Source organism: Salinibacillus aidingensis, assembly GCF_039522525.1.
In the GTDB taxonomy this organism is placed as follows: domain Bacteria; phylum Bacillota; class Bacilli; order Bacillales; family Alkalibacillaceae; genus Salinibacillus; species Salinibacillus aidingensis.
On the sequence record NZ_BAAADO010000001.1, the window covers coordinates 663,220 to 687,456 of the forward strand.

A 24,237-nucleotide genomic window follows, 5' to 3' on the forward strand; every position below is an offset into this window, starting at 1 on the left:
CTCTCCTCCTCATCAAAGTTTCTTTTCAATATTTATTATGAAGGCATGGTTCTCATTTGTCTAATCATAAACTTATAACGTATCTGGCGGTGTATTACTGCCTCCGTCCTCCTTGCTTTTTTCCTCTTCTCCTTGTTTCTTTTCCTCATCTTTTTGTTTATCCTCTTCGCCTTTTTGCTTACTGTTCTGTTGCTTCTTTTTGTCACCCTGTTTTTTATCAGAGCTGCCTAATTGAGACTTTAATAAACTCTGAATTTTGTCAACAGCTTGAGGTGCTAAATCAAGAATACGTTCATAGAGATGTGTCTGCTGATCCAAATGAACCATTTGTGCACCATTTTCATTTACAATGACAAAGGCGATTGGGGTGATTGAAACACCTCCACCACTTCCACCCCCAAAAGGAAGGCTGCCACTGCTGCTTCCACCGCTGCTACTCTCACTATCACTCTCGTCATCAGAGTCAGATTGAGAAGATGACTGTGCATTAAATTCACTGCCACCCGCTGCAAATCCAAAGCCTACTTTTGAAACAGGTAGAATGACTGTCTTCCCATCCGGAGTTTGAATCGGGTCGCCAATGATGGTATTGACATCGACCATCTCTTTTAAATTTTCCATAGCAGTTGTCATGAGTCCCTGAATTGGATGTTCTGCCATTGTTTCGACTCCTTTCTGAACATTCTATTCCTTCATTTGTTCATTCTGATTTTGATTCCGGGCAATTTGCAGTATGGCGTACATAGCTTGCCCAATTCGGAAGGAAAGCATGCATTGCAGGTGAGTATTGATTAAATCCCTTTGAAAATTCGGCTGAATATTAATTTGAGGCGGGGCTAATACGTTCATATGCTGATACATTAAACCGGCTAAACTGCCTTTTACACTCCATAATAACCCTGAAATCACGCCAGTTATGGCAGCATCATTTTCAATACCTATATGAGTACTCCAGTAAAATTCGGAAATCCTGATTTTCTGAACAAACTCTTTTGCAATGGGAAAAGCCTGTTTAATGGATTCAAATCGGTTCTTCACTTTCTGAAAGCGATGAAATACCTTGCTTTGTTCACCATTTTCCTCTTCATCCTGATTCCTTTTCTGAAACGAAGCAGGCTGTTCCTTCACATCATCAAAAGACATCTGACGGTGAATACGGATGAACCTCCAGAATTGCAGTTGTATCGTTAAAAGGTCATTATCCTTCTCATGGGTGTAGCTAATCGAAATGTAAATCCTTGTACATAATAATAAAATCATCAATAAAACCAAAACAGCCAGGATAATCAGGATCAGTACCCACCAGTTCACCATACTCACCTCTTTACTATTCTTTTCCATTCACGACGGATTTAAACGAATACTCGTTTTATTTGGTTTTATTTCATTATTATGGTGTATCATGGAAATAGGACAGATAGAAGCAGGAGGGAGATTTATGGATACACGAAAAAATATTTATTTATTTTATGTAAAGGACAGTTCCGTGGAAAAGAAGCTTGTGCCCTTCGTTCAGATTGCAGAAGAAAATGGATTTGAGATTGTCAAAAATTCTGAGGATGCCAATATAATCATTAGTATTGGCGGGGATGGCGCATTCTTACAAGCTGTTCGTCAAACCGGGTTTCGTCAGGATTGTTTATACATGGGCATAAAGAATGATGATGAAGCTGGACTTTACTGTGATTTTGATTTGAATTCTTTTGACGAAATGGTGCATATCATGATGAACGAGGATCTGGAGGTACGGAGATTCCCGATTCTGAACGTATCCGTAAATAATGATGAGTCACAGTTTAATTGTTTAAACGAATTAAGTATTCGTTCTTCCATCATAAAATCGTTCGTACTGGATGTTTTTATTGATCATCAATTCTTTGAAACATTTCGGGGAGATGGGTTAATTGTTTCTACTCCAACAGGAAGTACAGGCTATAACAAATCCTCAAACGGAGCAGTTATGGACCCTAAGCTTCAGGGCTTTCAAGTCACAGAGCTCGCTTCACTGAACAACAATCGTTACCGTACTTTGGGGGCTTCCTTTATTCTTAGCGGAGACCGCACGTTACGTTTTGAAATTATCCAGGACGGAAATGATTACCCTATTATCGGCCTGGACAATGAAGCCTATTCCATTCGCAACATTAAAACCCTGGATATGTCCCTGAGCAAGAAACACATAAAGACCATCAAGCTAAAAAACAACACATTTTGGGATCGAGTAAAAAGAACGTTTCTGTAAGGCCTTCATACGTTATGAAGGCCCAATAGCATATTATTGGAAGCAAAACAGTCCTTCACAGAGGGTGAAGGACTGTTTCGCTGTGATTATTCATGCCGTTCATAAACGACGGTTTCGTCTATAATGGTCTGCTGAACCTTGGCGTTTGGAATTTCCCTCGGATCAATAGAGAACAGATCCTTATCCAGAACAGTAAAATCTGCCTTAAAACCAGGCCCAATCTTCCCCTGCTGATTTTCCATTCCAATGGCATAAGCTGCCCCTGTGGTATATAAGGATACAGCTTCGAATGGTGTTAAGCATTGCTGTTCACCATAAACCTGTCCATTTAAAGTGGAAACCCGGTTTACTGCCGCAGCCATCCCCTCTAATGGGTCAATTTCTTCTATAGGTGCATCGGAGCCCCCTGCACAGACAATTCCTGCATCTATAAAGGATTTCCATGGATATGCAAAAGGCAATCGATTTTCTCCAATTCTCTCCAGAACCCACGGAAAGTCTGAGGCAACAAAGGTTGGCTGAATATCTATAATGATATTTAAAGCTGACATTCGCTCAATTAATGCGGGATTGACTAACTGAGCATGAATAATACGGTCACGAACTCCTTCAGGTGGCGGGAACTGTTCAATCATGTCCACAACCATTTCAACAGCATGATCGCCAATGGCATGGACCGCAACCGGCATCTCCCGTTTCCTTGCTTTTTTCATCAGTTTTTTCATATGCTCCTCGGAGTAGATTTGAACCCCAAACTCATCAGGCTGATCAGCATATGGCTCTGACAGCCAGGCCGTTCTTCCGCCAAATGCTCCGTCAGCAAAAATCTTCATGGCTCCCAATTCAATCCAGTCTGTCCCCTGGTTAAAACTCAAATGATTTTCATCCATTTCTTCAATAACACCATTATGTACTAATAAATTTGCCCGAAACTTGTGTCTTTCTCCATCAATGGTTCTTGCAAATGAATCATAGGTTCGTTTGAAGCCTCCGTAATAATTCAAATCCTCGCTATGTCCGCCGACAATTCCATGCCTCACCAAATCTTCTACTGCTGCGTGAATGGCTTTTTCCAGATATCCTGTCGTTACTTCAGGAATATGGCTTTTTATTAACTCCTGGGCCGTGTCCTTAAAAAATCCAGTCAGCTCTCCCTGCTGATCACGGTCAATGATGCCACCATCCGGTTCTGGAGTTTGAGATGTAATACCTGCTATCTCCATCGCTTTCGTATTTGCAATAATCGCATGTCGGCAAATCCTCGTCAGCATAACCGGCCGGTCCGGGCAAATTTCATCCAACTCATATCGATGTATGATTCTGGGATCGCTCCAGTTGTTTTCATTAAATCCTTCACCAATTAACCACTGATCTTCAGGAAGTTCCTCAGATTTTCTCTGTACTAATTCCAGGACCTCCTCAGGTGACTTTGCATACGCTAAATCCAGTTGAAGCAATCGTTCACCATGGCCAATAATATGTAGATGACTGTCTGTAAAACCAGGATACATCACATGACCTTTTAAGTTATGCTTGTCAGTTATCTGATTTTTATAAAGTTTCTCCAGATATTCCCTTGTCCCTGTATCAACAATTTGACCTTGCTGGGTGAAAACGGCCTCAACGGTTTCACCTGGATCATGCATGGTGTAAATGGTACCACCAAACCATAACTTTCCCATTCGTGTCTCTCCTCTCCTTCACTTGAATATCCATTAAACTGCTTAAAGTGATAAAACATTGGTTAAAGTATAGTAAAACAATCATAGAAGTCGCAACTTTTAGCTGTTACGGATAAATAATATTCTTATTTTAAACACAAGAAAAGGGCAGTAAACCTGCCCCTTTCGTAGCTATATCCTATTTTATTGTGGTTGTTGTCCGCTAAATTGCTGTTGAGCTACACTTACAAGGCGCTTTGTGATTTCACCACCTACAGAACCATTAGCACGGGAGGTTGTATCAGCTCCCAGCTGTACACCAAATTCCTGTGCAATTTCTGTTTTCATCTGGTTAAGTGCTTGTTCAGCGCCAGGTACAACAAGTTGGTTTGAGTTTTGGCTATTGTTATTTGCCATGATGGAATCACCTCCTTGTCACCCATTATGATGTGAAGGTAAGGTGAACCTCATGCAAAAAAAGTACTGGTATTTATTTCTTACTTTGGCGCCTTATAATAAATCTTCAAACTCTGATTTTGTTTGGTCGTGTTCAGTTAATGTAATGGTCTCTATGCCATCTAACGCCTTCTCAATCTCCGGAGTGAAATCCACATGATGCTCGAACTGATGAATTTTCTCCCGGCTTGGTCTTGTTTTTGGCTGTTTAGGAACAAAAATGGTACAGCAATCTTCATAAGGAAGGATCGACGTTTCATAGGTTCCAATCCTTCTGGAGATATCAATAATATCCACTTTATCCATGGTTACCAGCGGCCTGATAACCGGATAATTGGTCACTTCATTAATCGCATTCATGCTTTCCATTGTCTGACTGGCAACCTGACCTAAGCTTTCCCCTGTTGTTAATGAAAGAATGTTTTCCCTCTCGGCCAGTCGCTCACTGACTCTCATCATTTGCCTTCTCATAACGGTCATTCCGTAATTTTCAGGAACTTCACGGAATATTTTTTGCTGAAGTTCTGTAAACGGTACAACATGTACACGAATTTCATGGCCAAACTTTGTTAATTCCCTAGCCAGGTCCAATACCTTTTGCTTGGCCCGATCACTGGTATAAGGTGGAGAATGAAAATGAATAGCCTCCACTTGTACGCCTCGTTTCATCGCAAGATACCCAGCTACAGGGCTGTCAATTCCACCTGACAGCAGCAAAAGAGACTTACCTGTTGTGCCTACTGGTAACCCACCGGAAGCAGGAATTTTTCCAGCCATAATATACGCAGCGTCGTGCCGAATTTCCACACGTATTTCAACATCAGGGTTATGAACATCAACGGTAAGGTTATCTGTATTGGATAAAAGATGACCTCCCAGAATCTGATTCATTTCCTGTGAAGAAACTTCAAAGTTTTTATTTGGACGTTTGGTAGTAATTTTAAAGGTTTTAGCCTGTTTTTCTTCCCTAAGAGCCCACAAAGCGCCTTCTTTTATTTGGTCTATGGAGTTTTCGACCCGAATCGCCAGGTTCAGGGATTGAATACCAAAAACCTCCTGGCACTTTTCAATCACAGGCTCGTGTTCCTGCCCATTTAATTTTATATACATTCGGTCACGTGTCTGAAACAGTTTTATATTGGAAAATGGCCTTAGCTTTTGCTTTAGATTTTCTCTAAGCTGGCCAATAAATTGCTTTTTGTTTTTGCCTTTTAAGGATAATTCGCCATAACGGATGACGATATGATCATATTGCATTATTATCTACCCCATTACATTGTTTAATTGATCCAAAACATGAATAAATGTTTTACAGAATTCACGGACTTCTTCTTCTGTATTTTGATAGGACAGGCTGATTCTTAATCCGAAATGAGAACGGTCCTCTCCCCATCCACATGCTGCCAGGACTGCACTTTCATCCGAGTGCTTTGAAGAACAGGCCGACTTTGTGGATATAAATATATTTTCCTTTCCCAAAGCATGGATCACTACTTCAGGTTTAAAATTGGGTACCGAAAAGTTTAAAATATGCGGCGCTCCATCCTCTGGGGAATTAATCACAATTCGATGATCCTGATGTAAAGCCGTGCGAATGATAGCTGACAATTTCTCAAGATGCTGATAAGAATGTCTTTGTTTTTCCATAGTTAATCTCATTGCTTTTACCATGGCCACTATACCCGCCAGGTTTTCAGTACCTGGACGTTGGGAGGATTCCTGTCCTCCTCCATGTAATAGTGGAAATAGCGTCGTTCCTTTTTGAATATATAGTGCCCCGGTCCCTTTTAAACCATGAATTTTATGACTGGACATGGAACATAAATCAATTCCGGGATGGGACAGGTCAAGAGGCACCTTTCCTAACCCCTGCACGTGGTCTACATGGAAAAACAGTTTAGGATACTTAGCAGCCAAATCTGCAATTTCCTTAATCGGCTGAATGGTACCCAATTCATTGTTTACATGCATGATTGATATTAAAATCGTTTCACCATCTATGGTTCTTTTCAGTTCATCCAGATCTATCTTTCCCTCATGATTTACAGATAGATACGTGACACGAAAGCCCAATGATTCCAATGCCGCGCAGGCCTCCAGGACGGAAGGATGCTCCACCTGGGACGTAATAATATGGCGTCCACGGTTCTGATGCTTGAGCGCAATCCCTTTTATGGCCGTATTATTACTTTCTGTACCCCCTGATGTAAAAAACAGTTCCTGTTCACTTACTTTTAAAAGGTCAGCCGCTTGTTTTTTAGATGTTTTCAGCAGTTTTTCTGCCTCTCCTCCAAATTGGTGAATGGAAGACGGATTCCCATAGTAAGTTTCTGAAACCTTTCTGAAACTCTCCAGCACTTCAGGATAAGGGCTTGTTGTCGCACTATTATCTAAATAAATCATGAGTCATTTCTCCTTTAAACCAATTTTGCAATCATTAATCTTACCACACCCTTGTTAACAATAAAAGTAAAAAAGGAGTGCACAAAAGCTGAAACTCATTTGTCCCAGAGCTTCAATATTACAATTCCCTAAGCCATAAAAAAGCTGACCTGTGATGTTACAAGGTCAGACTCTTTCATTTACGCTCATCTAAAAGACGTAACACCTGATCGATAGAAGCCACCCGGTCTACTGATTGCTCCTCAACCCAAGCATACGTTAATGCAGGGTTATCAGGAGAGGAATCTTCGCTACCCGCAGCAGACGATTTTAAGGTATTTTGAAAACGATCAGTTATGATTTTATGAGATTGATTCATCTTAACTTTTTCATGGAATGAAGCAAAACGATTAGGTTCCTGATCAGGTGCAGCTATAACCATTATGGTAAATATCCATATGCTAACAGCGAAAATGGAAAGGATGATCATAAGAATTCTTTTCATCTTATTCAATTCCTCGCAGCCGTTAATTCCTCGTTCAGGAACCCTTCTAAGCGTTGCAGTGCACCTGGTTCAATTTCCTCAAGTGCTGTTGAGGCTGTTTCCAGAGCCACTTCATAGTCCCAATTGCGGAAGGCAGACTCTGCTTCTGATAATTTAGCGGCCAGCAGCGGATATTGACTTCTGTACCGGTTCGCATATTGAATAACATACTCAGACAACTTCGCCTGCTCAATTAAATATTCTGTCTGTTCCTTTACCATTTCTGTGTCTTTTTCTGCTTTGCCCAATAGATGATTAATCTTTTCCATATTTAAAGGGTGCTGGTTTAACTGTTTTGAAGTTTCATCTATGTTTACAGCCACTTCACTCATTGCTTCGTAAATATATTCAGGGACACCAGGAAGGTTATTTTTCTGCAGATTTCTCCTTATCTGTCCCATTTCTCCCAGAAGCTGATTTATTTGCTTATTCGCCTGAATTTCATCATGCCTTAAGGACTGAATTCTCACAACAAATGACTCATGCTCCTGACGAATGTTTTCCCATTGAGATAACCAGTTTTCCAGATCCCCGCGAATATTTGCATAAGGCTTTTTATCCTTTTCCATTTCGCTTTGAATTTTATCCGCTAAGAGCTTCAGCTGATTCATTTGATTTTCCAATGAAACCAGTGTTTCCTGTTCTTCCTCAGTAAACTCATAATTCTCCTGCAGGGTCTTCACATCCGATTTGGTTTCCTGCAGGTTTTTGTCCATTTGAAAAAGTTCATTTTCCATAACCTTTAATTTCTTCTCCGTAAACTGCTTGGCTAATGCTTCCTGTTCTAATTGATCATATATTTCCTGAATGCGTTCTTCCACTTCAAGAATTTCCTGATCAACACCTTCAAGATTCCCCTGGTTTAATCGATCCAATAATAAAAGAAGACGTTCCTGATAGTCCTGGATTTCTTTTTCAAACCCATAATGCTGCAATTCATGGCCTGAATCCTTCATTTCTTTTAAACCACTCGTTAACTCATCTAACTGCTGGGGAAGCTTAATTTTACAGGCGTGATATAGTGCAGGAAAACTCTGCATTTTATCATTAAGAAGGTTTAGCCGTTCACTCACCTGTTGCACCAGGCTTTGGGCTTCTATGTAATTCCCATCAACCGTTAAATCGTCGAATTGTGAAATTTCCTCTTCAATTTCATCTAATTCCACATCAAATACAATATCAGCCTTACCAAACTGATAACGGTTTTGTAAAAGGTACTTTCTTGTTTCTTTAATACGCGGACGGATTTCCTCTACCTGTTTATGGCTGTCTTCCTTAGAGCTTACTAATTCTTCCACTTCATCAAACATCTGGTCTATTGATTGTTCCGTTTTTTCTAGGGTTTTTTGAGTATGGTCTAAAATACGTTTTGCTTTACGGAACAAATAGCGGTCAGCAGCCTCTTCAGCATCAAACAGATCCTCTTCCAGGTCAGGCATTTTTCTCGTCACGATATAATCCCAGTCATCTCTCCATTTTTCAAATCGAGTCTGGGTTTCTCCTGACAGATTCAGATCTTTAATCTTTGATAATTGTTTAGTCACATCTTTATTTATAACGGCCAATTTCCATTCTTCTAACTCATCAACACGATCATAGACTTTCTTTCGCAGGATGAGACCTATTATAATGAATATGATGATTAAAAGTATGGCTCCAATGATGTATTCCATTAAAAAGCCTCCCATCTCAGGTTCCACTTTCTATATTTACCGTTCCGTTTAAAAATTTTGTGTTGCTACTATAATATCATGTCTTCGCCTGTTTTTGCTAAATTTTTTCAAATTTCTTTGCCATAAAATCCAATTTTGTCATGAATGAACGATTTCCCTTTTTAAGTGTCCGTAAAATGAACTGAGATGGTGTGTAAGCTGCCCGTAACATCGGCCGAATTTTTACGCCGGAAAAAAGACACTTATGTATCTTTTTCAGATACCATAAGTGTCTCCAGCCATTGTTTTATGGATCGTTTATAGGTGTCTATGTATACGTCTGTAGATCGGTTCATCCCTACTACGTTCTTCCATTCGTATGACATATTAAAAGGAATATGCAGCAGACCATACAATTGAAAGAATAACATTTCTTTTTCTATAGTTGAGCGGGAAGATGAGGTGAATAAACGAAGAAAGACTTCCTCAAGTATAAACTTTTCTTTAGCAAGATAGGTAACCAATAACTCTCTTACTAAAATATTATCTTTAGATAGTTCTCTTTGTATAAAACTTGTAAATTGATGATGTTCATACTTGTAATGTATAATAACATCAATTAATTGATTCAGCTGGTCTTCGGGATAATCTGTTGTGTCGAATTCTGCCTGTGTATCTTCCAGCTCCTGCAAATAGGTTTCATAGTAGTCAATGATAAGGTGCTCCAGGAGTCCCTGTTTATTTTTGAAGTAGTAACTGATCATGGAAACATTCACCTTTGCACTGGAGGCAATATCCCGTACAGAGGTACCATGAAACCCTTTTAAATAAAACAAGTGCACAGCGGCATTCGCAACCTTTTCTTTGGTTTTTTGACTCATCCTATTCCCCCCTGTTTTATTTTTTCTTTTTATTGCCGGGGAATTCCTTTTATGAGTTTAAAAGAAATTCCGACAGAATCTCTTATAAGATCACAAATTATTTTGGGGAGGTCATTGTTTTGTTCCAGAAAGAAGCTTATACAGGGCAAGTTGAAAAAGATTATGAGTTAGTCAATAAACAATTGAAAGCCTTAATTGAAGATGAGTCAGATACTATTGCCAATTTAGCCAATGCATCTGCTCTCCTCTTTCAGTTTTTAGATGACGTTAATTGGGCAGGTTTTTACCTTTACAAAAATGGAGAGCTTGTTCTTGGGCCTTTCCAGGGTCTTCCGGCATGTGTAAGAATTGAATATGGCAAAGGAGTATGCGGCACATCACTAAAAGAAAGACAGACCGTTCGAGTGGAAAATGTTAATGAATTCCCCGGACATATTGCCTGTGATTCAGCCAGTCAATCAGAAATTGTCACCCCTATTTATAAGAATGATGAAATTATAGGTGTACTGGATATTGACAGTCCGAATCTGAATCGCTTTGATGAAACAGATCAGAAAGGTTTAGAAGAATTTGCCAGTATTCTTAGCAATCATTTGTAATTAACCCAATATTTGAAGAAAACGAAATCGTTATTAAAGCACGATTTCGTTTTCTTTTACAACTCGATTTTTCCCTTTTTCTTTAGCCAGATACAAAGCCTTATCTGCTCTTAAAAAGAGACTTTTGGTTTCCCCGTGTATTTTATCATCCCAATAAGAAACACCACAGGATATGGTCACTTTTGGATATGTTTTTTCCGACACTGTATGCACCAGCCGTTCAGCCACATGCTGAGCTTCCTTCATGGTTGTATTCGGTAAATAGATTGCCAGTTCTTCCCCACCCCATCTTGCAGCTATGTCATTTGCGCGAATATTTTTCCGGATAATTTCGGCAACCTGACATATAATTTCATCCCCGGTATCATGCCCATATTGATCGTTAATTTGTTTAAAATTATCAATATCCATCAGAATAAACGTTCCGTGCTTTCCTACTTTCAGATGTTTATTCATCATTTTATCCAAATAGTTGCGGGAATACAGTTTTGTTAAATAATCAGTTCGAACTAATTGTTCTAACTCCTCTTTTAACCGGTAATTAATAACCGTTAAAGCTGAATGCTGGACAAGGGATTGAAGCAGCTTATAGGTTTCAAATGAGAAAAAATACTCATTTGGATGCAGTACTGCAACGAATCCAATCACTTTTTCATCATGAATCATCGGCACTGCCATCACGGACTGATAAGGGATATCATGATCTGAATGAGTGCTGTTAAAATCACCAATAAAAATCGTATGGATGTTTTGTTTCACTTTGCTGTTTAAAAAGGAAAGGAACCATTTTCCCTCTTTAGTCGAGAAGAAGGATGTGCTTTCTTTCAGCACTTTATATTCACGGAAATCCTGTTGATTATTTCTCTCATCATAAAGAATAAACCCTACCTCTTCTGCATTAAATTTACTTATCATTAAGTCTTCCAGATAAGTAAATGTTGCGGATAAAGTCCTTTTAGAGTTAAGGGCCTGCGACGATTGGTTAATTAATTGCAAATCTGTAATGTATCTTTGGGATTGCTGATACAGACGTGCATTTTCCAGGGCATTACCGGCAGTTTTGGCAAGGATCGAAATAAATTCAATATCATTCTCGCTGAAGAATAGCGTATTAGGCTTCAGTACCTGTAAGACGCCATATGTTGCCTGCCTGCCAACTAAAGGTGCATATAAAGAAGCAGTATCACCGGAAATATCCTCGAACTGAATTTGCCCGGTAAGAAAGGCTGTTGTTACGGCATCCTTTTCATACCGATCATAGATGAGCTCTTTAATGGGTAAATCCTCAATCTGGAGGTTGTCCTGCATCAAAAGCAAATAAAAATCAAGCTCAGGATAGAGATCCGTTAAGGTCTTAATGACTTCCCGAAGGACGTCTTCTATGTTCATTGTAGAATGAAATTTAGACGTGACCTGATACAGTCGTTCATATTTGACTTCCTCATCAATGGATTGACAATAGCTCATGAGCGTATGGATAACCGGGCCTGTCTGCTCAGCTATTTCTAAGAAAAAGTCTGAGTCAGGAAAAGAATCATCATCGACAATCAATAGGATAAAACCATCATTTTCTTTTTTGATATGTAAAGGTATAATAACAGTCGAAATGGCAGTATCCGAAGACATTAAAATGGAACCCCCGTTCTTTTGGAAATAAACGGGTACAGACTCGGTCATTTTTTTAAACGTTTCGATAGTGAAGACATCCGTGTTAGCTGGAGCATCAGCATTGGATGAAAATAACTGATATTGCTGTGAAGATTCATTCAAGAGATAAATATTGCTTTCATTAACAGCCAAAACGTCTTTTAGCTGCTTAGATATTTCCAACATCATGGATGGAAAAGATCTATTTTGATGATGAATCATTAGATCATAAAATTTTGCTTTAAGAATGTCTCTAAGTTCGTTGACAGATTGGAATCCCGTCATTACTCATCACCTGAACTTTTTATATCATTAGGAAATTTTACCCATTATCATTCTAACATATTCTCATGCTAAAAAATGAAAAAAGTTCATAAATCGGATTAAAAAATAAAAAATCCACAGTAATAACGGAAGGATGATGAATTTACTTGACTTATTTGTAAATAAATTCTATAATACTCTTTGTGTAAAATAAAAGGTAGCTTAGGTGAACCGGCGTTGTTATCATTTTGTTCCTCTTAAACGAAGAGGTGTATCGCGTAACTCTCGGCTGCTGGGGCGAAGGTACATGAAAACAAAATGAGCATCGTTTAGGAACACAGTTTTATTTTATGCAAAATTTTATATCAAAGGAGAATGTCAAGTGGCTAGATACACAGGTCCAACTTGGAAAAAGTCTCGTAGATACGGCATTTCATTGAGCGGTACAGGTAAGGAATTGGAAAAACGTCCTTACGCACCAGGACAGCATGGTCCAAATCAACGTAAGAAGCAATCAGAGTATGGATTGCAAATGCAGGAAAAGCAAAAGCTTCGTTTCCTTTACGGATTGAATGAACGTCAATTCCGCAGCATTTTTGATCAAGCTGGTAAAATGAAAGGTGTTCATGGTGAGAACTTCATGATTCTTCTTGAATCCCGCCTTGACAACCTTGTTTACCGTCTGGGCTTAGCCAGAACTCGTGCTCAAGCTCGTCAATTAGTTAACCATGGTCACATCACTGTAGATGGTGGACGTGTTGATATTCCATCCTACCGTGTTAAACCTGGTCAAGTAATTGGTGTCCGAGAAAAATCCCAAAACTTGGCTATCATCGAAGAAGCTATGGAAGTGAACACATTTGTTCCGGAATACCTTTCCTTTGATGAGAATAAATTTGAAGGAACTTATAATCGTTACCCTGACCGCTCAGAATTGCCATCTGAAATTAACGAGGCTCTTATCGTTGAGTACTACTCTCGTTAATCTATATAGTTTGCAGGTTAACACACAAAAAACCCTTGAAATGTTGTTAAATCAACGTTTTCAGGGGTTTTTTATTTTTGTTTAATTTGCAAAATAATGCAGGACAATGCACTGATTTGGGGCCAACTGGGGCCAACAAAAATTACTAGCATGGGTGAAGGAATGGAAGGAAGAAGGAAAAACAAATACTACTTGAGATTACGGCCATAAAAATATACCACTGCTGGCATTTTTCTTATCGGTGATTGCCACTTGTTACGGCCTAATAAAGTAAGGGGAGATTAGACTTTTAATCCTTCCGTTATTTTAAATAATACCCTATTGGTAAATGCGGTTCGATTTTCAACAATCGTTACCCGTAACTTGAACAAACTCTAAGTGTTCTTTTTAAAGATACGCTTTAAATCAAAGAAAGTAATCGTTCCACAAATTATCACACTTACTATTAATAACGTTGCCATAAACCAATATTCTCCAAAAGTGGCAACAACACTACATAAGCAACCTATTGCTACAGCTAATGACGCATACTTTACTCTCCATTTTCAAGCTTAGATAGCTTTTTTCTATCCTCCCCTTTTAGGCAAAAGAAACAAGCGTTCCTACTTGTTTCAGAAACGCTCATCTTTACTTTAAGTACATTTTTTCACATAGTTATATACAAATAGATGTCGTTAATTACGTAGTATCCTTGAACTGCGCAGCAAATGACTTTGTATTATTACACTCCGTTTGTAATAAGAATTATCGAATATTACTTGTTGTAAATAACATACCAGTTACAGGATCTAAATAAATTAAGTCAACAGATTCACTTTTAATGTGCTGCAAGAACCGTCCACATGTGCCTATCTCCGTCTGATATTGCTCATTTCAAATCCACTTTTGGGTAGGGTTGGCATTTCATCTAAGCTATAGTTTAAGTCTTGGTTCGGGATGTCGTAATTAATTCTTTTAACTATAAACTCTAACGTTGCTTTCATTACCTCGAGCGTAACACCTTCTCCAGGACAACGATGCCCTTTAGCAGGGTCACCCCCACCCTGTGGAATAAAATTATAAAGACTGCCATTCCAATCTTTGAACCGACTTGGTTTAAACTCGTTAGGTTTTTCCCATAACCTTGGATCATGGTTTGTTCCATACATATCTAAAAATACAACTGTTCCTTTTTTAAATTGAAAGTTTTTCCAAGTAAAATCATTTCGGACCTTAGCACCTACAAATGGGCCAAAAGGATAAAAACGTCGAACTTCGTGAATAAAACTTTCCATGTCGTCACTGGTACTAGTCTCAAGCTTTTCTTTTTCATCTCTATATTGATAAAGAGCTAAGGCAGCGAATGTAATAAACGTTGCATTCGCCACAATTGGTCGTAACACGTTAATGAGTTCTACTGCTGCCATTTGGGTATCCAATTGTGTTCCATCGGGTTGTTTAAAAAATGCCATTTCATAAAGGGCTGTCCCTTTTTCCGATTGTAATTTTCCAGTTCGGACGTTATCGATGACTCCTCTAATCCATACCTCTGCTCGATTACGTGCTCTTCTACCTTGCCAATGTTCTGGCCCAACTTTTCCAAAGGCATAAATCATCGAAATAAAGTCATTGGCACGGTCCGTTATTTCTGACTCAGCTAGAGGAACCCCAGCCCACTGGCATACGACATTAGTTAGGATATTCTTCGCTTCCTCAAAAAGTACAATCCTTTCCGCATTCTCCCATCGTTCTAAGGCAGATTCCCAATGCTCACGAGTAAGCTTAGCAAGCTGTTGTTGGTTAGGCGGAGTTAATAAGGACATAAAAAGTAATTTCCGATGTAGATGCGCTTCCCCATCCATCGTTTGAATACCATTTTTTCCAAACAACGTTTCCTGTACGCGTTTTGGAGCCGCTCCTTTTCGTTGGAACTTTTCTGGATCATAAAACACTTCTGCAGCTTCTTCCCCTCTCATACAAATAGCATTTTTGCCTAGTACACGAGCTTCAAAAATATCTGATTCATATCGTTTTACTCGATTCTCGATAAATAGATAGCCTTCTCTTAATAACGCTAGACTGTTATCTAAACTGTCATCATGCGGAAGCGATTGATTCGTTACCATATTTTCGTTCTCTCCTTCGTGTTATCGTAATGATTCATGATCTTCGCTTAGTTGCTGCTAATGCTAATGCCCCTAATCCAATAACTGCCATGGTAGAAAGGATCGGATGTTTACTAGCTTTCACATAAAGACTCTCTGAACGAATCCAGCCGGTATTCGTTCCCCGTTCATGTAATCCGTAACCAGCTTGATATATGGCACTATTTCTATTCAAAGCTGGTCTGTTTGCGTACTGAGTAGGTGGCATCAAAAATTCAATGAGTCGATCAGTGAGTCTTGGAAGAAGTGTGCCCATCAGTTCTAGAAGTTTAGCTTGCGAGCCTACGTATATATCTCTTTTTGGGTGTTCCGCAGCGAATAGAATTGCTTCTGCAACAGCTTCTGGTGGATAAATCATCCCATTATGTACCGGGTGCTCGTTTAAATAACTGGTGGCATGCTCATTATACGGTGTATCGATTCTTCCAGGATGGATCAACGTAACGGAGACAGGGACATTTTCTTTTTCTAATTCCATTCTTAGACTTTCTGTCCATCCATGCACAGCAAATTTAGTAGGGGCATATGTGGATTGAATGATTGTCCCTCGATCGCCGAAAAGACTACCAACATTGATTAAAGCACCTGTGACTCCTCTTTCTTTAAAGTGATTCACAGCAACTCTACTCCCATAAACGACACCCCAATAGTTGGTATCGAGCATCCGCTTCATGTCTTCAATTGTTACATCCATCGCATAGCCATAGATCGTAACACCAGCATTATTCACCCATGTGTCAAAACGTCCGAATTGTTCAATTGCCTTTTGGGCAATTTTTTGGACATCCTCTTCACGTCCCACGTCCGCTTTTACATAAGTCGCTGGATACCCTTTTTCTCTCAGTTCTTCTGTGACTTTTTTTAATGCCTCTTCATTTCTAGCAGCCAATACGACCTTAGCTCCTTTAGAAGCCGCCATTCTTGCAGTGACCAGCCCAACGCCACTAGATGCCCCCGTAACAACAATAACTTGGTCTTTTAATTGCTTTAAGGGCGAGTTACTTCTTTTCTGAATTGTTGTTGTTTGATAATTCCATTGCTTGTTCTTTAGTTCTGCCATTCCTTTTAAATCTATCACCTTGTCATAATATTCATTTTTTTCATCCATCATCTCAATTCCCAAGGATGTACCCCCTTTTTCTCAAAATCTTAACCTCAGTATTTGTAATCAATTAAGAAAAATACATGGTTCACATACTAAATTTTAGTTAATTTCCATCGGTTTATTTTTTTAAAGGTAGGGGAAGTTATGGACTTTCTAAAATGTCATGAAAATGAAATGTCACGTAATAAAGAAAAAGGAAGTGGGATTAAATTTGAGCTTTCTCCAGCGATATATCATCGATTAATTCGACCTAAATGGATTAATCATATGTATATTCATAATAGAATTCAAAAGCATCTAAAACTACACGACAAAAATGTACTTGATTTTGGAGCAGGAACAGGTGCGAACTGTAATCTTTGTAAACCTGGCAAATATGTAGAAATTGATCCGGGTGGGAGAATAATAGCAATTGAGCCTTGCTTCTCTAAGAAAAGTAAAATTAGCAACAAGGTATCATGGATAAAAGTGATAATGGATTTTTTTATCAAAAACGAAGAAGGGTACTTTGACTACTTTAAAAGAGAAGGATTCCAATGCGAAACGATTCAAATGTTCAGAAAATTATTTCTCTATAATGAACTTTTCTTTACCGCTTATTATCCGAAGTTCATAACAATTATCTCCACCTTAGTTTTGATTTGTAAACTAAGGATTACCTATTCAAACACCAAAGATACCAACTAATTATGGGTGGTTTCTTTATTTCTATACTTTTAGCCTTTGAATAAGAAAAAGACGATTACTTTTGGGGTAATCGTCTCTAAGTTAGCCAGTATCGTTGTACTGCGCAGATTCCTCACTATTTATATAGATGTCTTCATGAATACTTCCTCGATCATATGTTGCAAACACAATTCCTTCTTCAAGGTTTTCTGGGAATTCAACAAGATGAGCTCCAGAGCCAATCTCAGCGAATTCTTGGTTTTGTTCAGACGTTTCTTCTTGCATCTGTTGTGAAGTTTCCATAGTTTCATTATCATTGTTGTTGCAAGCAGTAAGGGTAAGGGCTAGCAGTAACCCAAGAGTCATAATGAATCGTTTCATTTGGTTCTCCTCCTAATTTCATCTTATTATCTTGGTTCTTTCTTTTATTAGACCTTCTAGGCAAGTAGCCGTTCTGTTTTCATGTAAGTTTCTTACCGTTTACTAATGTTTCAATATGGTAATAACAATTCGTTCTCCCATAGCTAGTCTAGTTCAGAAAGCGAAATTCTGTATAACCTGTCATCATTCTCCTGTGGATTACCTCGCCCATCTCTATTATTACTAATGAAATAAAGATAGTTATCCTCAATGTGTACATCTCGAATTCTTCCAAGTCCGGTTATCACTTCACGGTATTCACCTGTTTCAAGTTCAAATTCTAAAACAGCAGATCCCCTTAAAGCGGCAGCATACAATTTGCCATTATAATAATCGATTCCGGACGGTGCCCAGGTTGATGCATCTCCAGAAGTGAATAGAGGTGAAACCATACCATCTTGTTCTTCATAGCCTTCAATAACTGGCCAGCCGTAATTTTGACCGGCTTCAATCCTATTTACTTCATCATTTGCATCGTTCCCGTGCTCACTAGCGTATAGCGTTCCGTCGGGTAACCAAGTAATCCCTTGAGGATTTCGGTGACCATAACTATAGACGTATGAATTCGGAAACGGGTTATCACTCGGAACCGTTCCATCTAAATTCATTCTTAGTATTTTTCCAGCTAATGTATTAGGTTCTTGAGAAATACTGCTTTCATATGCATCCCCGGTTGTCACATAAAGTTTTTCGTCAGGTCCAACTTTAAGTCTTCCACCATTATGCCAGGAGTTACCTGGAATCTTATCGAGAAGCAAGCTCTCCTCTCTCCAAACGTTACCCTCTAAACGAAGTGTTATGACACGGTTAAACTGTCCGGTGTTGTCCTCGTATGTATAATACCCATATGCAAGATTTGATTCTTGGAAATAAGGCGCGAGTACAAAACCCAATACCCCATCCTCTGAAGTCGTCGAAACTTCCTTTTCTAGTTCTACGCTTTGCCTCTCTACTTCTCCATTTTCTATCTTGACATGGTTCCGGGGCGTTCAGTCAGGTAGAATGTGTTGTTAAGTTTTTCAATCGACCAGGGAACATTAAGATCCTCAGCTATCACTTCTAATTCTTCATTCCCTTGTTCATTTCGACTATTTTCTTCATTATTGATTGAATCTTGTTGATTACTTGAAGAACAGCCAGCTAATATGAAACTAACTGCTAAATATATACCCAGAATTTCTCTCACTACTATTCACCTCTAATATTCAGATATTTTAAAGAAATTCACACTTCTAAAAATAACCTTTTCTATAATAAACTTACTAATTATAGTTAACTATAAGTCAAGAAGATTAATCATTTTCTCATATACCTAAAGTTATAAAACCAGGATTTGTCGCTAAGTCCTTACGGCGAAAGCCTAGTATTATGGACTTATAAACTCTTATAGTATAAAAAAGGGTGTCTTAAAAGCAAGCTTTTTAAGACACCTTTAATTCAAATTAAGGTTATATCATTTACCAGTTATTCCACAAAATCAAAACTTATCTTGTTCTCTAAGATTTACATAGTTCTTTTAATTCATGTTATCTTATAAGTATTGCCTTTTCACTGTCCATCAACTCTTTAACATCAATTAAGTTATTCATTTTACATTTTTTCCGTGAAAAATGATTCGAGCTTATCAAAAGGAATTTTATCCACCTGATCATACAAGTCAACATGATTTACATCTGGAACGACATAGATCTCTTTCGGTTCTGCCGCATTATCGTAGGCAGTTTCACTGAAATGTGTAGAATGTGCATTCTCACCCACGATAAACAAAATCGGACGTGGAGCGATTTCATTGATATGTGCCAAAGAAGGAAAATTCATCAGAGACAGCATAGATGTACTTGTCACATTGCCAAATGCATTAGGATGCCAGCCTCGGTCCATTCCATAAAAGGTAAAAAATTCCTCAGAAACCGGATCAAGTCCTTCTGGAATTTGATCTACAGGCTTTTCTGGAAAAGTAGGCTGAAATGCCGGCTTTCCATTTTCAAAGTCCGTCCATCTCTGCTGGCTCAGTTGATCCAACATCTCAAAACGAGCCTCACCTGTCATATCATTCCCCATACTACTAATATCGTACATTACACTTGTAGCAATTGCCTTAATTCGTGAATCCATAGCCGCTGCAGAAAGGGCAAAACCACCACTGCCACAGATACCGACTGCACCAATTCGTTCTTTGTCAACATATGCTTGCGATCCAAGAAAGTCCACTCCGGCACTGAAGTCCTCCGCATAAATATCTGTAGAACCGACCATACGCGGCTCCCCACCGCTATATCCATGATAAGAAGGATCAAAAGCTAGCCGATAAATCCACGCTGTGCCAACTGATTCGCATAAACGCCGGGGCTCTGTTCCTTGACGCCTCCAAATGGAGGACCAATCACTAATGCAGGATACTTTTGTGTAAGATCGGCATCATTTGGCATATAGAGGTCACCAGCAATTTCAATACCGAAACGAGCACTCCTTGCAGATCAGCTTTACAATGCGGACAATTTTCTTTACTGCTCTTCATCCATTCATATCCTTTCAGTTATTCCCCATTTTTCTCCACTATAAAGAATAAATCACATATATTACACCTTTGATGAAGATTATCATATTTGTACTGTGTAATTGCTTTTTATAGGAGTTCTTGTTCAACATAAGCCCCTTTTAGCACAATAAGGCTAAACTTTATTTCTTTCAATCCATTCAGTTTCTAAGATACTCATTTCCCATAAATTCCAATACTCATCACCTATTTTTCTTGCGTCTCTAAATAAGCCCTCTTTATCAAATCCTGACTTTTCATTTCTTCAACTCTCGCACCCGTTAACACAATAAACTCTGAGATACACTTTTGTAAAATTAAATATTTCATAATTAGGAATAAGGCAACTAAAAGCTTACACTAGTTCCGAATGAATATGGCCATTTTATCATCTATCAACTTGAGTAATAATCTATTTTGACTATATTAACTTCCAAAATATATCAGGATATTCTAACCATTATTCTCCAAAAATTTATAAAAATCTAATAATATTTAATCTAATTTTATGGACTAATCTCAAAATAATTCTTGTCTTTATTTAAACAAATGCTGAACAGATTATTTTTTTGTATTTCCTTTAAACTGGAGACAAAATATTGGAAAAATTATATAATTTGAATAAGAGATATCTCGAAAGATTTGTCCAAATCTAAATATCTATGGGAAAAGGTTGATTAAAATGTTTTAATAAACTTGTAGCTTTGACCACAACAATTTTAAAGCTCTCAACGTTATTTGTTACCAGTGCATTTGCTGCTGAAGATTGGCAATACACTAACTTTGTATGAAGATGGAACTTCTGTTGGCTCTGATGATCACTCAGCTTCTAGCCAATCTGAACTTGATTTCGGTGTTCGAGAAGAGTTTTATGAAGCTAATCTTTTTCACACACTTTGATATCGGGCTATGTATCATACGAGGATGGTAGTGATTCTGAAAGTCCAATAGCTGAAACTGGTGAATTGGTTATTTACTCATATTAAAATCTCTAATATCTGCCGTTTACAATTCTAAGATGCCCTGTATTTTGGGGCATTTATCATACATAATCATACAAAAGTAAGGATGATTTTGAATGAAAAAAAATATTATTGTTTTATTAGTGGTAATTGCTTTTGGTTTAACTGTCTATATTACTACAAACAACATGAATGAAAGCGAATCAGCACAGAACGAGAAAAAAGTGTCTGTGGAAGATCATTTAGAGGACCTCAAAGATTATAAAAAAAATGTTTTACAATCTACTGTACGAAAAGAATTTGAATCCTTATTTAATGTAGACATGAAAGATTTTAAATATAGCGATATAGGAAATACATTTCCTAGTGAATTTGTCGCGGAAGCTGTTTCTTTATCTAGTGATGTTGGTGACTATTATCCGTTAGGGTTTACAAAAGAGGATAAAGGATACATATTACTTTTGGAGCATGATGGAACTTATCGGATATGGACTTTACATAAACAAAATGAAGAGTGGGTATTGAAGAATAAAGAAGAAAAACAAGGGACTTATATAGATAATAAAGAAATAATGGATAAAGCCGAGCAAGAATTTCTAGAAAAACATCCAGAAGTATCACCCTCAGATCTATTTATTAGTTAATACAGGGGAATGCTCACTAACTATTTAGTTATGAACATTCTTAACAGCGAAGAGTTGGGGTTGATTTTAACTGAATGTAAATCATCAAAACTATATATTAGGGCAGCCTTTACATCCCTTCCGGATGGTCTGATGTATATTGAAGAAGGTGCTCGCTCTTTAAGGGGGAGTGAATAAAGAGATGCTCCCAAATAGTTTAAGTGCAATATTGACAAGCTTGCCATTTGATGTTGAATAGATAACCTCTATCAATCCACCTAAAATTTCCAATAAATTATTCCATATCTTTTTGGGCTGATACCTTCCGATTAAATTCTCTCGAACCGTTCTTAGGGATACTTAAAACAGTCCAATCTTTGTCCTTTATTTGTTTTCCAATATAAATAATTTGCCCTAAGTGATAGCTTATATGGGCTACTTCAGTCTGAATTGCCTGAAGTACACTTAATGGCTGCTGTCTCAGAAAAACAGTTTTATTTAAATCCTCTTGATTAAGGTTTTCAATTGTATTAAAAAGTAGATTCCAGCCTTCTTCCCAAATTTGCATTAGGTGTTCTTTTGATTCATTATGATCAACGAATTCCAAGTCTCTATTTCTATAAGACTTTTCTCCATCACTAGTTAGAAAATCTACCCAGCGTGAATTCATATTCCCACTTATATGCTTGATTATAATTGCAACGCTATTGGACTCTTCACTTGGCTTCCAGTGTATTTCGTCATCTGTCAATTGCTGTATGCCCTTTTCTGCACGTTCTTTAAAGTGTTTAAATTGCCCTGTTGCTAATGTAAGGTACTCCTTTTCAAAGTTCCTCAAAAATATTCCTCCTTACTAATTCAATATCGATCTGTATTTGAGTGGTAGTCCATCTTGCCGGACATGATTTTAGCTACCGTTTCTTGTTCAAAGCCATTATTCAACAAACTACCAACGTTCCACAGAAGCGCTGTTCTTCTTGAATAATTACAACCTCCCTAATTGAATAAAACTAAAGATAATGTACCTTTAAAATGTTTTCTTAAAATAAGTTGCGGATTCACTATAACCTATCGACCTATAAAACTTATCTGCTCTTCTTGTAGCAAGTGCAACCAATTTAGAAACACGTTCTTTAGATAGCTTCTCTACTTCTTCCATTAAATGCTTTCCGATATGCATTCTTCTATATTGTTCTAACACAAAAAGTTCTTCAACCCAGCTGATTAGTCCGTTTGCATAAAAAGCTGAATGGTGAAAGACCAATACATAACCAATAAGCTTTTGTTCCTTTTCAGCAACAATTAAATCAACATTTTCATCATCTAAAAGTGATTTGAAAACATCTAAAAAATCAAATTCATTTACATCAAAACTTGTTGCTAAACTCTTCGCTAACACATATAAATATTCCTTGTCATTAGTATTTGCCTTTCTGTAAACAATGTCCTTAATTGTTTCTACATTAATATGTTCTTGTCGCCTCACATAACTCACCTCATTTATTTATTCATCTATTTATTTATTCAATCTAATAGACACTTAACCCTTTTAAAATTACGACTTCACTTGGTAAATATGAAAAAGACTGTCAATACAAAAAAGAGATATGCAAGTTTACAAATGACGTAGCATACCTCTTTTTATAATTGCACTCTAAAATTGTATGACCTAATTGAGCATCAAGATCATTTATTCCAAACCACACCTAACAAAACCTTGCCGAACAGTACTATACCCCACTAGACCGTTCTGAACCTGACCGTATTCAGGTTTAACCTGCATGAACCCGTTTCTCATCAGTGATCAAGGAGGTACATATTCCTTGATTAGACTAGGGGAATCCTAGTTTCGAATTTTATACCCTTTCGTCCTCCCAAGTCATTTCTCTCTAATTAGGTGGAATGATTCCTACTTCAATCGCCCTTGCTGTTAGACCACGATGTAAATAGCAACTTCTTAATGCATGACAACTCTTGCATAGTGTTCTTAGTTCAGAAATCTTATTTGAACCCATAATGCCTGCATTCTTATGATCTATATGGCAATCAGTTAAAGCAACCTTTTCCTGACATTTAACACATCTTCTCTTATCCCTTTTCCATATAATAGGGCGAATTTTTTCACCCAAACATTATAAGGTTGACGACTTTTAGGCACTATTGTCGTTCCTTCCTCTCTGAACTTTAAAGGAACTAATTTTAAAACGTCCAAAGCCATTTGGTCTATTATCTCCAATACCAGCGAACAAACCTGCGTTATGACAGATACTTTCCATAAAATTTTGTTTATTAGTGAACCTTCCCAAACAATCGAAAAAATTTCCATTCACTGGAAGTAGCTAGTCTATACCGAATATGTGTTGCCGGGGTTTTCAGACATTTTTACACTCCTTATATTCCATCAACTTTATTAGCAAGGGTCAAGGGATTACATTCTATCACAGATAACACAACAAAATTGTGAAGCC

General features: G+C 37.9%; 23 protein-coding genes and 2 pseudogenes. 5 read left to right on the forward strand and 20 right to left on the reverse strand.

Annotated elements, in window-relative coordinates:
* Positions 1-72: 72 nt before the first annotated feature.
* Positions 73-660, reverse strand: a complete 588-nt coding sequence (gene ytfJ, locus ABD006_RS03475; protein WP_343837559.1) for a GerW family sporulation protein — start codon at positions 658-660, stop codon at positions 73-75.
* A gap of 24 nt (positions 661-684) precedes the next feature.
* Positions 685-1,341, reverse strand: coding sequence for a DUF2953 domain-containing protein (locus tag ABD006_RS03480; protein ID WP_343837562.1), 657 nt, complete (start codon positions 1,339-1,341; stop codon positions 685-687).
* Between the two features lie 97 nt (positions 1,342-1,438).
* Between ABD006_RS03480 and ABD006_RS03485 the strand changes: the two genes are divergently transcribed.
* Positions 1,439-2,242 carry an NAD kinase gene (locus ABD006_RS03485; protein ID WP_343837565.1) on the forward strand — a complete coding sequence of 268 codons (804 nt, stop codon included), beginning with the start codon at positions 1,439-1,441 and terminating at the stop codon, positions 2,240-2,242.
* Between the two features lie 86 nt (positions 2,243-2,328).
* Here ABD006_RS03485 and ABD006_RS03490 read toward each other — a convergent pair whose 3' ends face one another.
* The 7 genes from ABD006_RS03490 to refZ form a co-directional block, all read right to left on the reverse strand.
* Complete coding sequence (locus ABD006_RS03490) at positions 2,329-3,924, reverse strand: amidohydrolase (RefSeq protein WP_343837567.1); 1,596 nt, start codon at positions 3,922-3,924, stop codon at positions 2,329-2,331.
* 183 nt (positions 3,925-4,107) lie between these two features.
* On the reverse strand, positions 4,108-4,320 hold the full coding sequence (locus tag ABD006_RS03495; protein ID WP_093136201.1) for an alpha/beta-type small acid-soluble spore protein: 213 nt from the start codon (positions 4,318-4,320) through the stop codon (positions 4,108-4,110).
* 93 nt (positions 4,321-4,413) lie between these two features.
* Entirely contained in the window at positions 4,414-5,616 is a 1,203-nt protein-coding gene (gene thiI, locus ABD006_RS03500; RefSeq protein WP_343837571.1) for a tRNA uracil 4-sulfurtransferase ThiI, read from the reverse strand.
* A gap of 6 nt (positions 5,617-5,622) precedes the next feature.
* Positions 5,623-6,762, reverse strand: coding sequence for a cysteine desulfurase family protein (locus ABD006_RS03505; RefSeq protein ID WP_343837573.1), 1,140 nt, complete (start codon positions 6,760-6,762; stop codon positions 5,623-5,625).
* Positions 6,763-6,937: 175 nt separating this feature from the next.
* Positions 6,938-7,246, reverse strand: coding sequence for a hypothetical protein (locus ABD006_RS03510; protein WP_343837575.1), 309 nt, complete (start codon positions 7,244-7,246; stop codon positions 6,938-6,940).
* A gap of 5 nt (positions 7,247-7,251) precedes the next feature.
* Entirely contained in the window at positions 7,252-8,958 is a 1,707-nt protein-coding gene (gene ezrA / locus ABD006_RS03515) for a septation ring formation regulator EzrA (protein ID WP_343837577.1), read from the reverse strand.
* Positions 8,959-9,200: 242 nt separating this feature from the next.
* The gene (gene refZ, locus ABD006_RS03520) at positions 9,201-9,818 is read right to left on the reverse strand and encodes a forespore capture DNA-binding protein RefZ (protein WP_343837579.1); all 618 of its coding nucleotides are present in this window, start codon (positions 9,816-9,818) and stop codon (positions 9,201-9,203) included.
* Positions 9,819-9,937: 119 nt separating this feature from the next.
* On the opposite strand from refZ, the gene ABD006_RS03525 reads away from it, so the two are divergent.
* Positions 9,938-10,417 (forward strand): GAF domain-containing protein, encoded by a 480-nt coding sequence (locus tag ABD006_RS03525; RefSeq protein WP_343837582.1) that lies wholly within the window; start codon positions 9,938-9,940, stop codon positions 10,415-10,417.
* Between the two features lie 33 nt (positions 10,418-10,450).
* Here the strand turns inward: ABD006_RS03525 and ABD006_RS03530 are convergent, their stop codons facing one another.
* Positions 10,451-12,349 carry a sensor domain-containing diguanylate cyclase gene (locus ABD006_RS03530; protein WP_343837584.1) on the reverse strand — a complete coding sequence of 633 codons (1,899 nt, stop codon included), beginning with the start codon at positions 12,347-12,349 and terminating at the stop codon, positions 10,451-10,453.
* 361 nt (positions 12,350-12,710) lie between these two features.
* On the opposite strand from ABD006_RS03530, the gene rpsD reads away from it, so the two are divergent.
* A complete protein-coding gene (gene rpsD, locus ABD006_RS03535; RefSeq protein WP_343837586.1) occupies positions 12,711-13,313 on the forward strand; it encodes a 30S ribosomal protein S4 in 603 nt (200 codons plus the stop codon).
* 848 nt (positions 13,314-14,161) lie between these two features.
* Here the strand turns inward: rpsD and cypC are convergent.
* On the reverse strand, positions 14,162-15,418 hold the full coding sequence (cypC, locus tag ABD006_RS03540) for a CYP152 family fatty-acid peroxygenase CypC (protein ID WP_343837589.1): 1,257 nt from the start codon (positions 15,416-15,418) through the stop codon (positions 14,162-14,164).
* A 34-nt stretch (positions 15,419-15,452) separates the two neighbouring features.
* Positions 15,453-16,580 (reverse strand): SDR family oxidoreductase, encoded by a 1,128-nt coding sequence (locus ABD006_RS03545; RefSeq protein WP_343837591.1) that lies wholly within the window; start codon positions 16,578-16,580, stop codon positions 15,453-15,455.
* A 126-nt stretch (positions 16,581-16,706) separates the two neighbouring features.
* Here ABD006_RS03545 and ABD006_RS03550 point away from each other — a divergent pair, with 126 nt between their 5' ends.
* Positions 16,707-17,249, forward strand: coding sequence for a hypothetical protein (locus ABD006_RS03550; protein ID WP_343837593.1), 543 nt, complete (start codon positions 16,707-16,709; stop codon positions 17,247-17,249).
* Positions 17,250-17,330: 81 nt separating this feature from the next.
* Here the strand turns inward: ABD006_RS03550 and ABD006_RS03555 are convergent, their stop codons facing one another.
* From ABD006_RS03555 to ABD006_RS03575, 5 genes and pseudogenes are all read right to left on the reverse strand, one after another.
* On the reverse strand, positions 17,331-17,609 hold the full coding sequence (locus ABD006_RS03555) for a hypothetical protein (RefSeq protein ID WP_343837596.1): 279 nt from the start codon (positions 17,607-17,609) through the stop codon (positions 17,331-17,333).
* 143 nt (positions 17,610-17,752) lie between these two features.
* Positions 17,753-18,834: pseudogene (locus ABD006_RS03560) on the reverse strand (PQQ-dependent sugar dehydrogenase).
* 404 nt (positions 18,835-19,238) lie between these two features.
* Positions 19,239-19,904 carry an alpha/beta hydrolase gene (locus ABD006_RS03565; protein WP_343837598.1) on the reverse strand — a complete coding sequence of 222 codons (666 nt, stop codon included), beginning with the start codon at positions 19,902-19,904 and terminating at the stop codon, positions 19,239-19,241.
* Positions 19,905-19,948: 44 nt separating this feature from the next.
* The gene (locus ABD006_RS03570) at positions 19,949-20,077 is read right to left on the reverse strand and encodes a hypothetical protein (protein ID WP_343837601.1); all 129 of its coding nucleotides are present in this window, start codon (positions 20,075-20,077) and stop codon (positions 19,949-19,951) included.
* A 243-nt stretch (positions 20,078-20,320) separates the two neighbouring features.
* A pseudogene (locus tag ABD006_RS03575) lies at positions 20,321-20,443 on the reverse strand (GNAT family N-acetyltransferase); the annotation flags it as partial.
* 819 nt (positions 20,444-21,262) lie between these two features.
* On the opposite strand from ABD006_RS03575, the gene ABD006_RS03580 reads away from it, so the two are divergent.
* Positions 21,263-21,790, forward strand: a complete 528-nt coding sequence (locus ABD006_RS03580; RefSeq protein ID WP_343837603.1) for a hypothetical protein — start codon at positions 21,263-21,265, stop codon at positions 21,788-21,790.
* A gap of 274 nt (positions 21,791-22,064) precedes the next feature.
* Here ABD006_RS03580 and ABD006_RS03585 read toward each other — a convergent pair whose 3' ends face one another.
* From ABD006_RS03585 to ABD006_RS03595, 3 genes are all read right to left on the reverse strand, one after another.
* Positions 22,065-22,607: a DUF1572 family protein gene (locus ABD006_RS03585; protein WP_343837605.1), complete on the reverse strand. Its 543-nt coding sequence runs from the start codon at positions 22,605-22,607 to the stop codon at positions 22,065-22,067.
* A gap of 189 nt (positions 22,608-22,796) precedes the next feature.
* Positions 22,797-23,255, reverse strand: a complete 459-nt coding sequence (locus ABD006_RS03590; protein ID WP_343837609.1) for a GNAT family N-acetyltransferase — start codon at positions 23,253-23,255, stop codon at positions 22,797-22,799.
* A 403-nt stretch (positions 23,256-23,658) separates the two neighbouring features.
* Positions 23,659-23,898 carry an HNH endonuclease gene (locus ABD006_RS03595; RefSeq protein WP_343837611.1) on the reverse strand — a complete coding sequence of 80 codons (240 nt, stop codon included), beginning with the start codon at positions 23,896-23,898 and terminating at the stop codon, positions 23,659-23,661.
* Between the last annotated feature and the right edge of the window lie 339 nt (positions 23,899-24,237).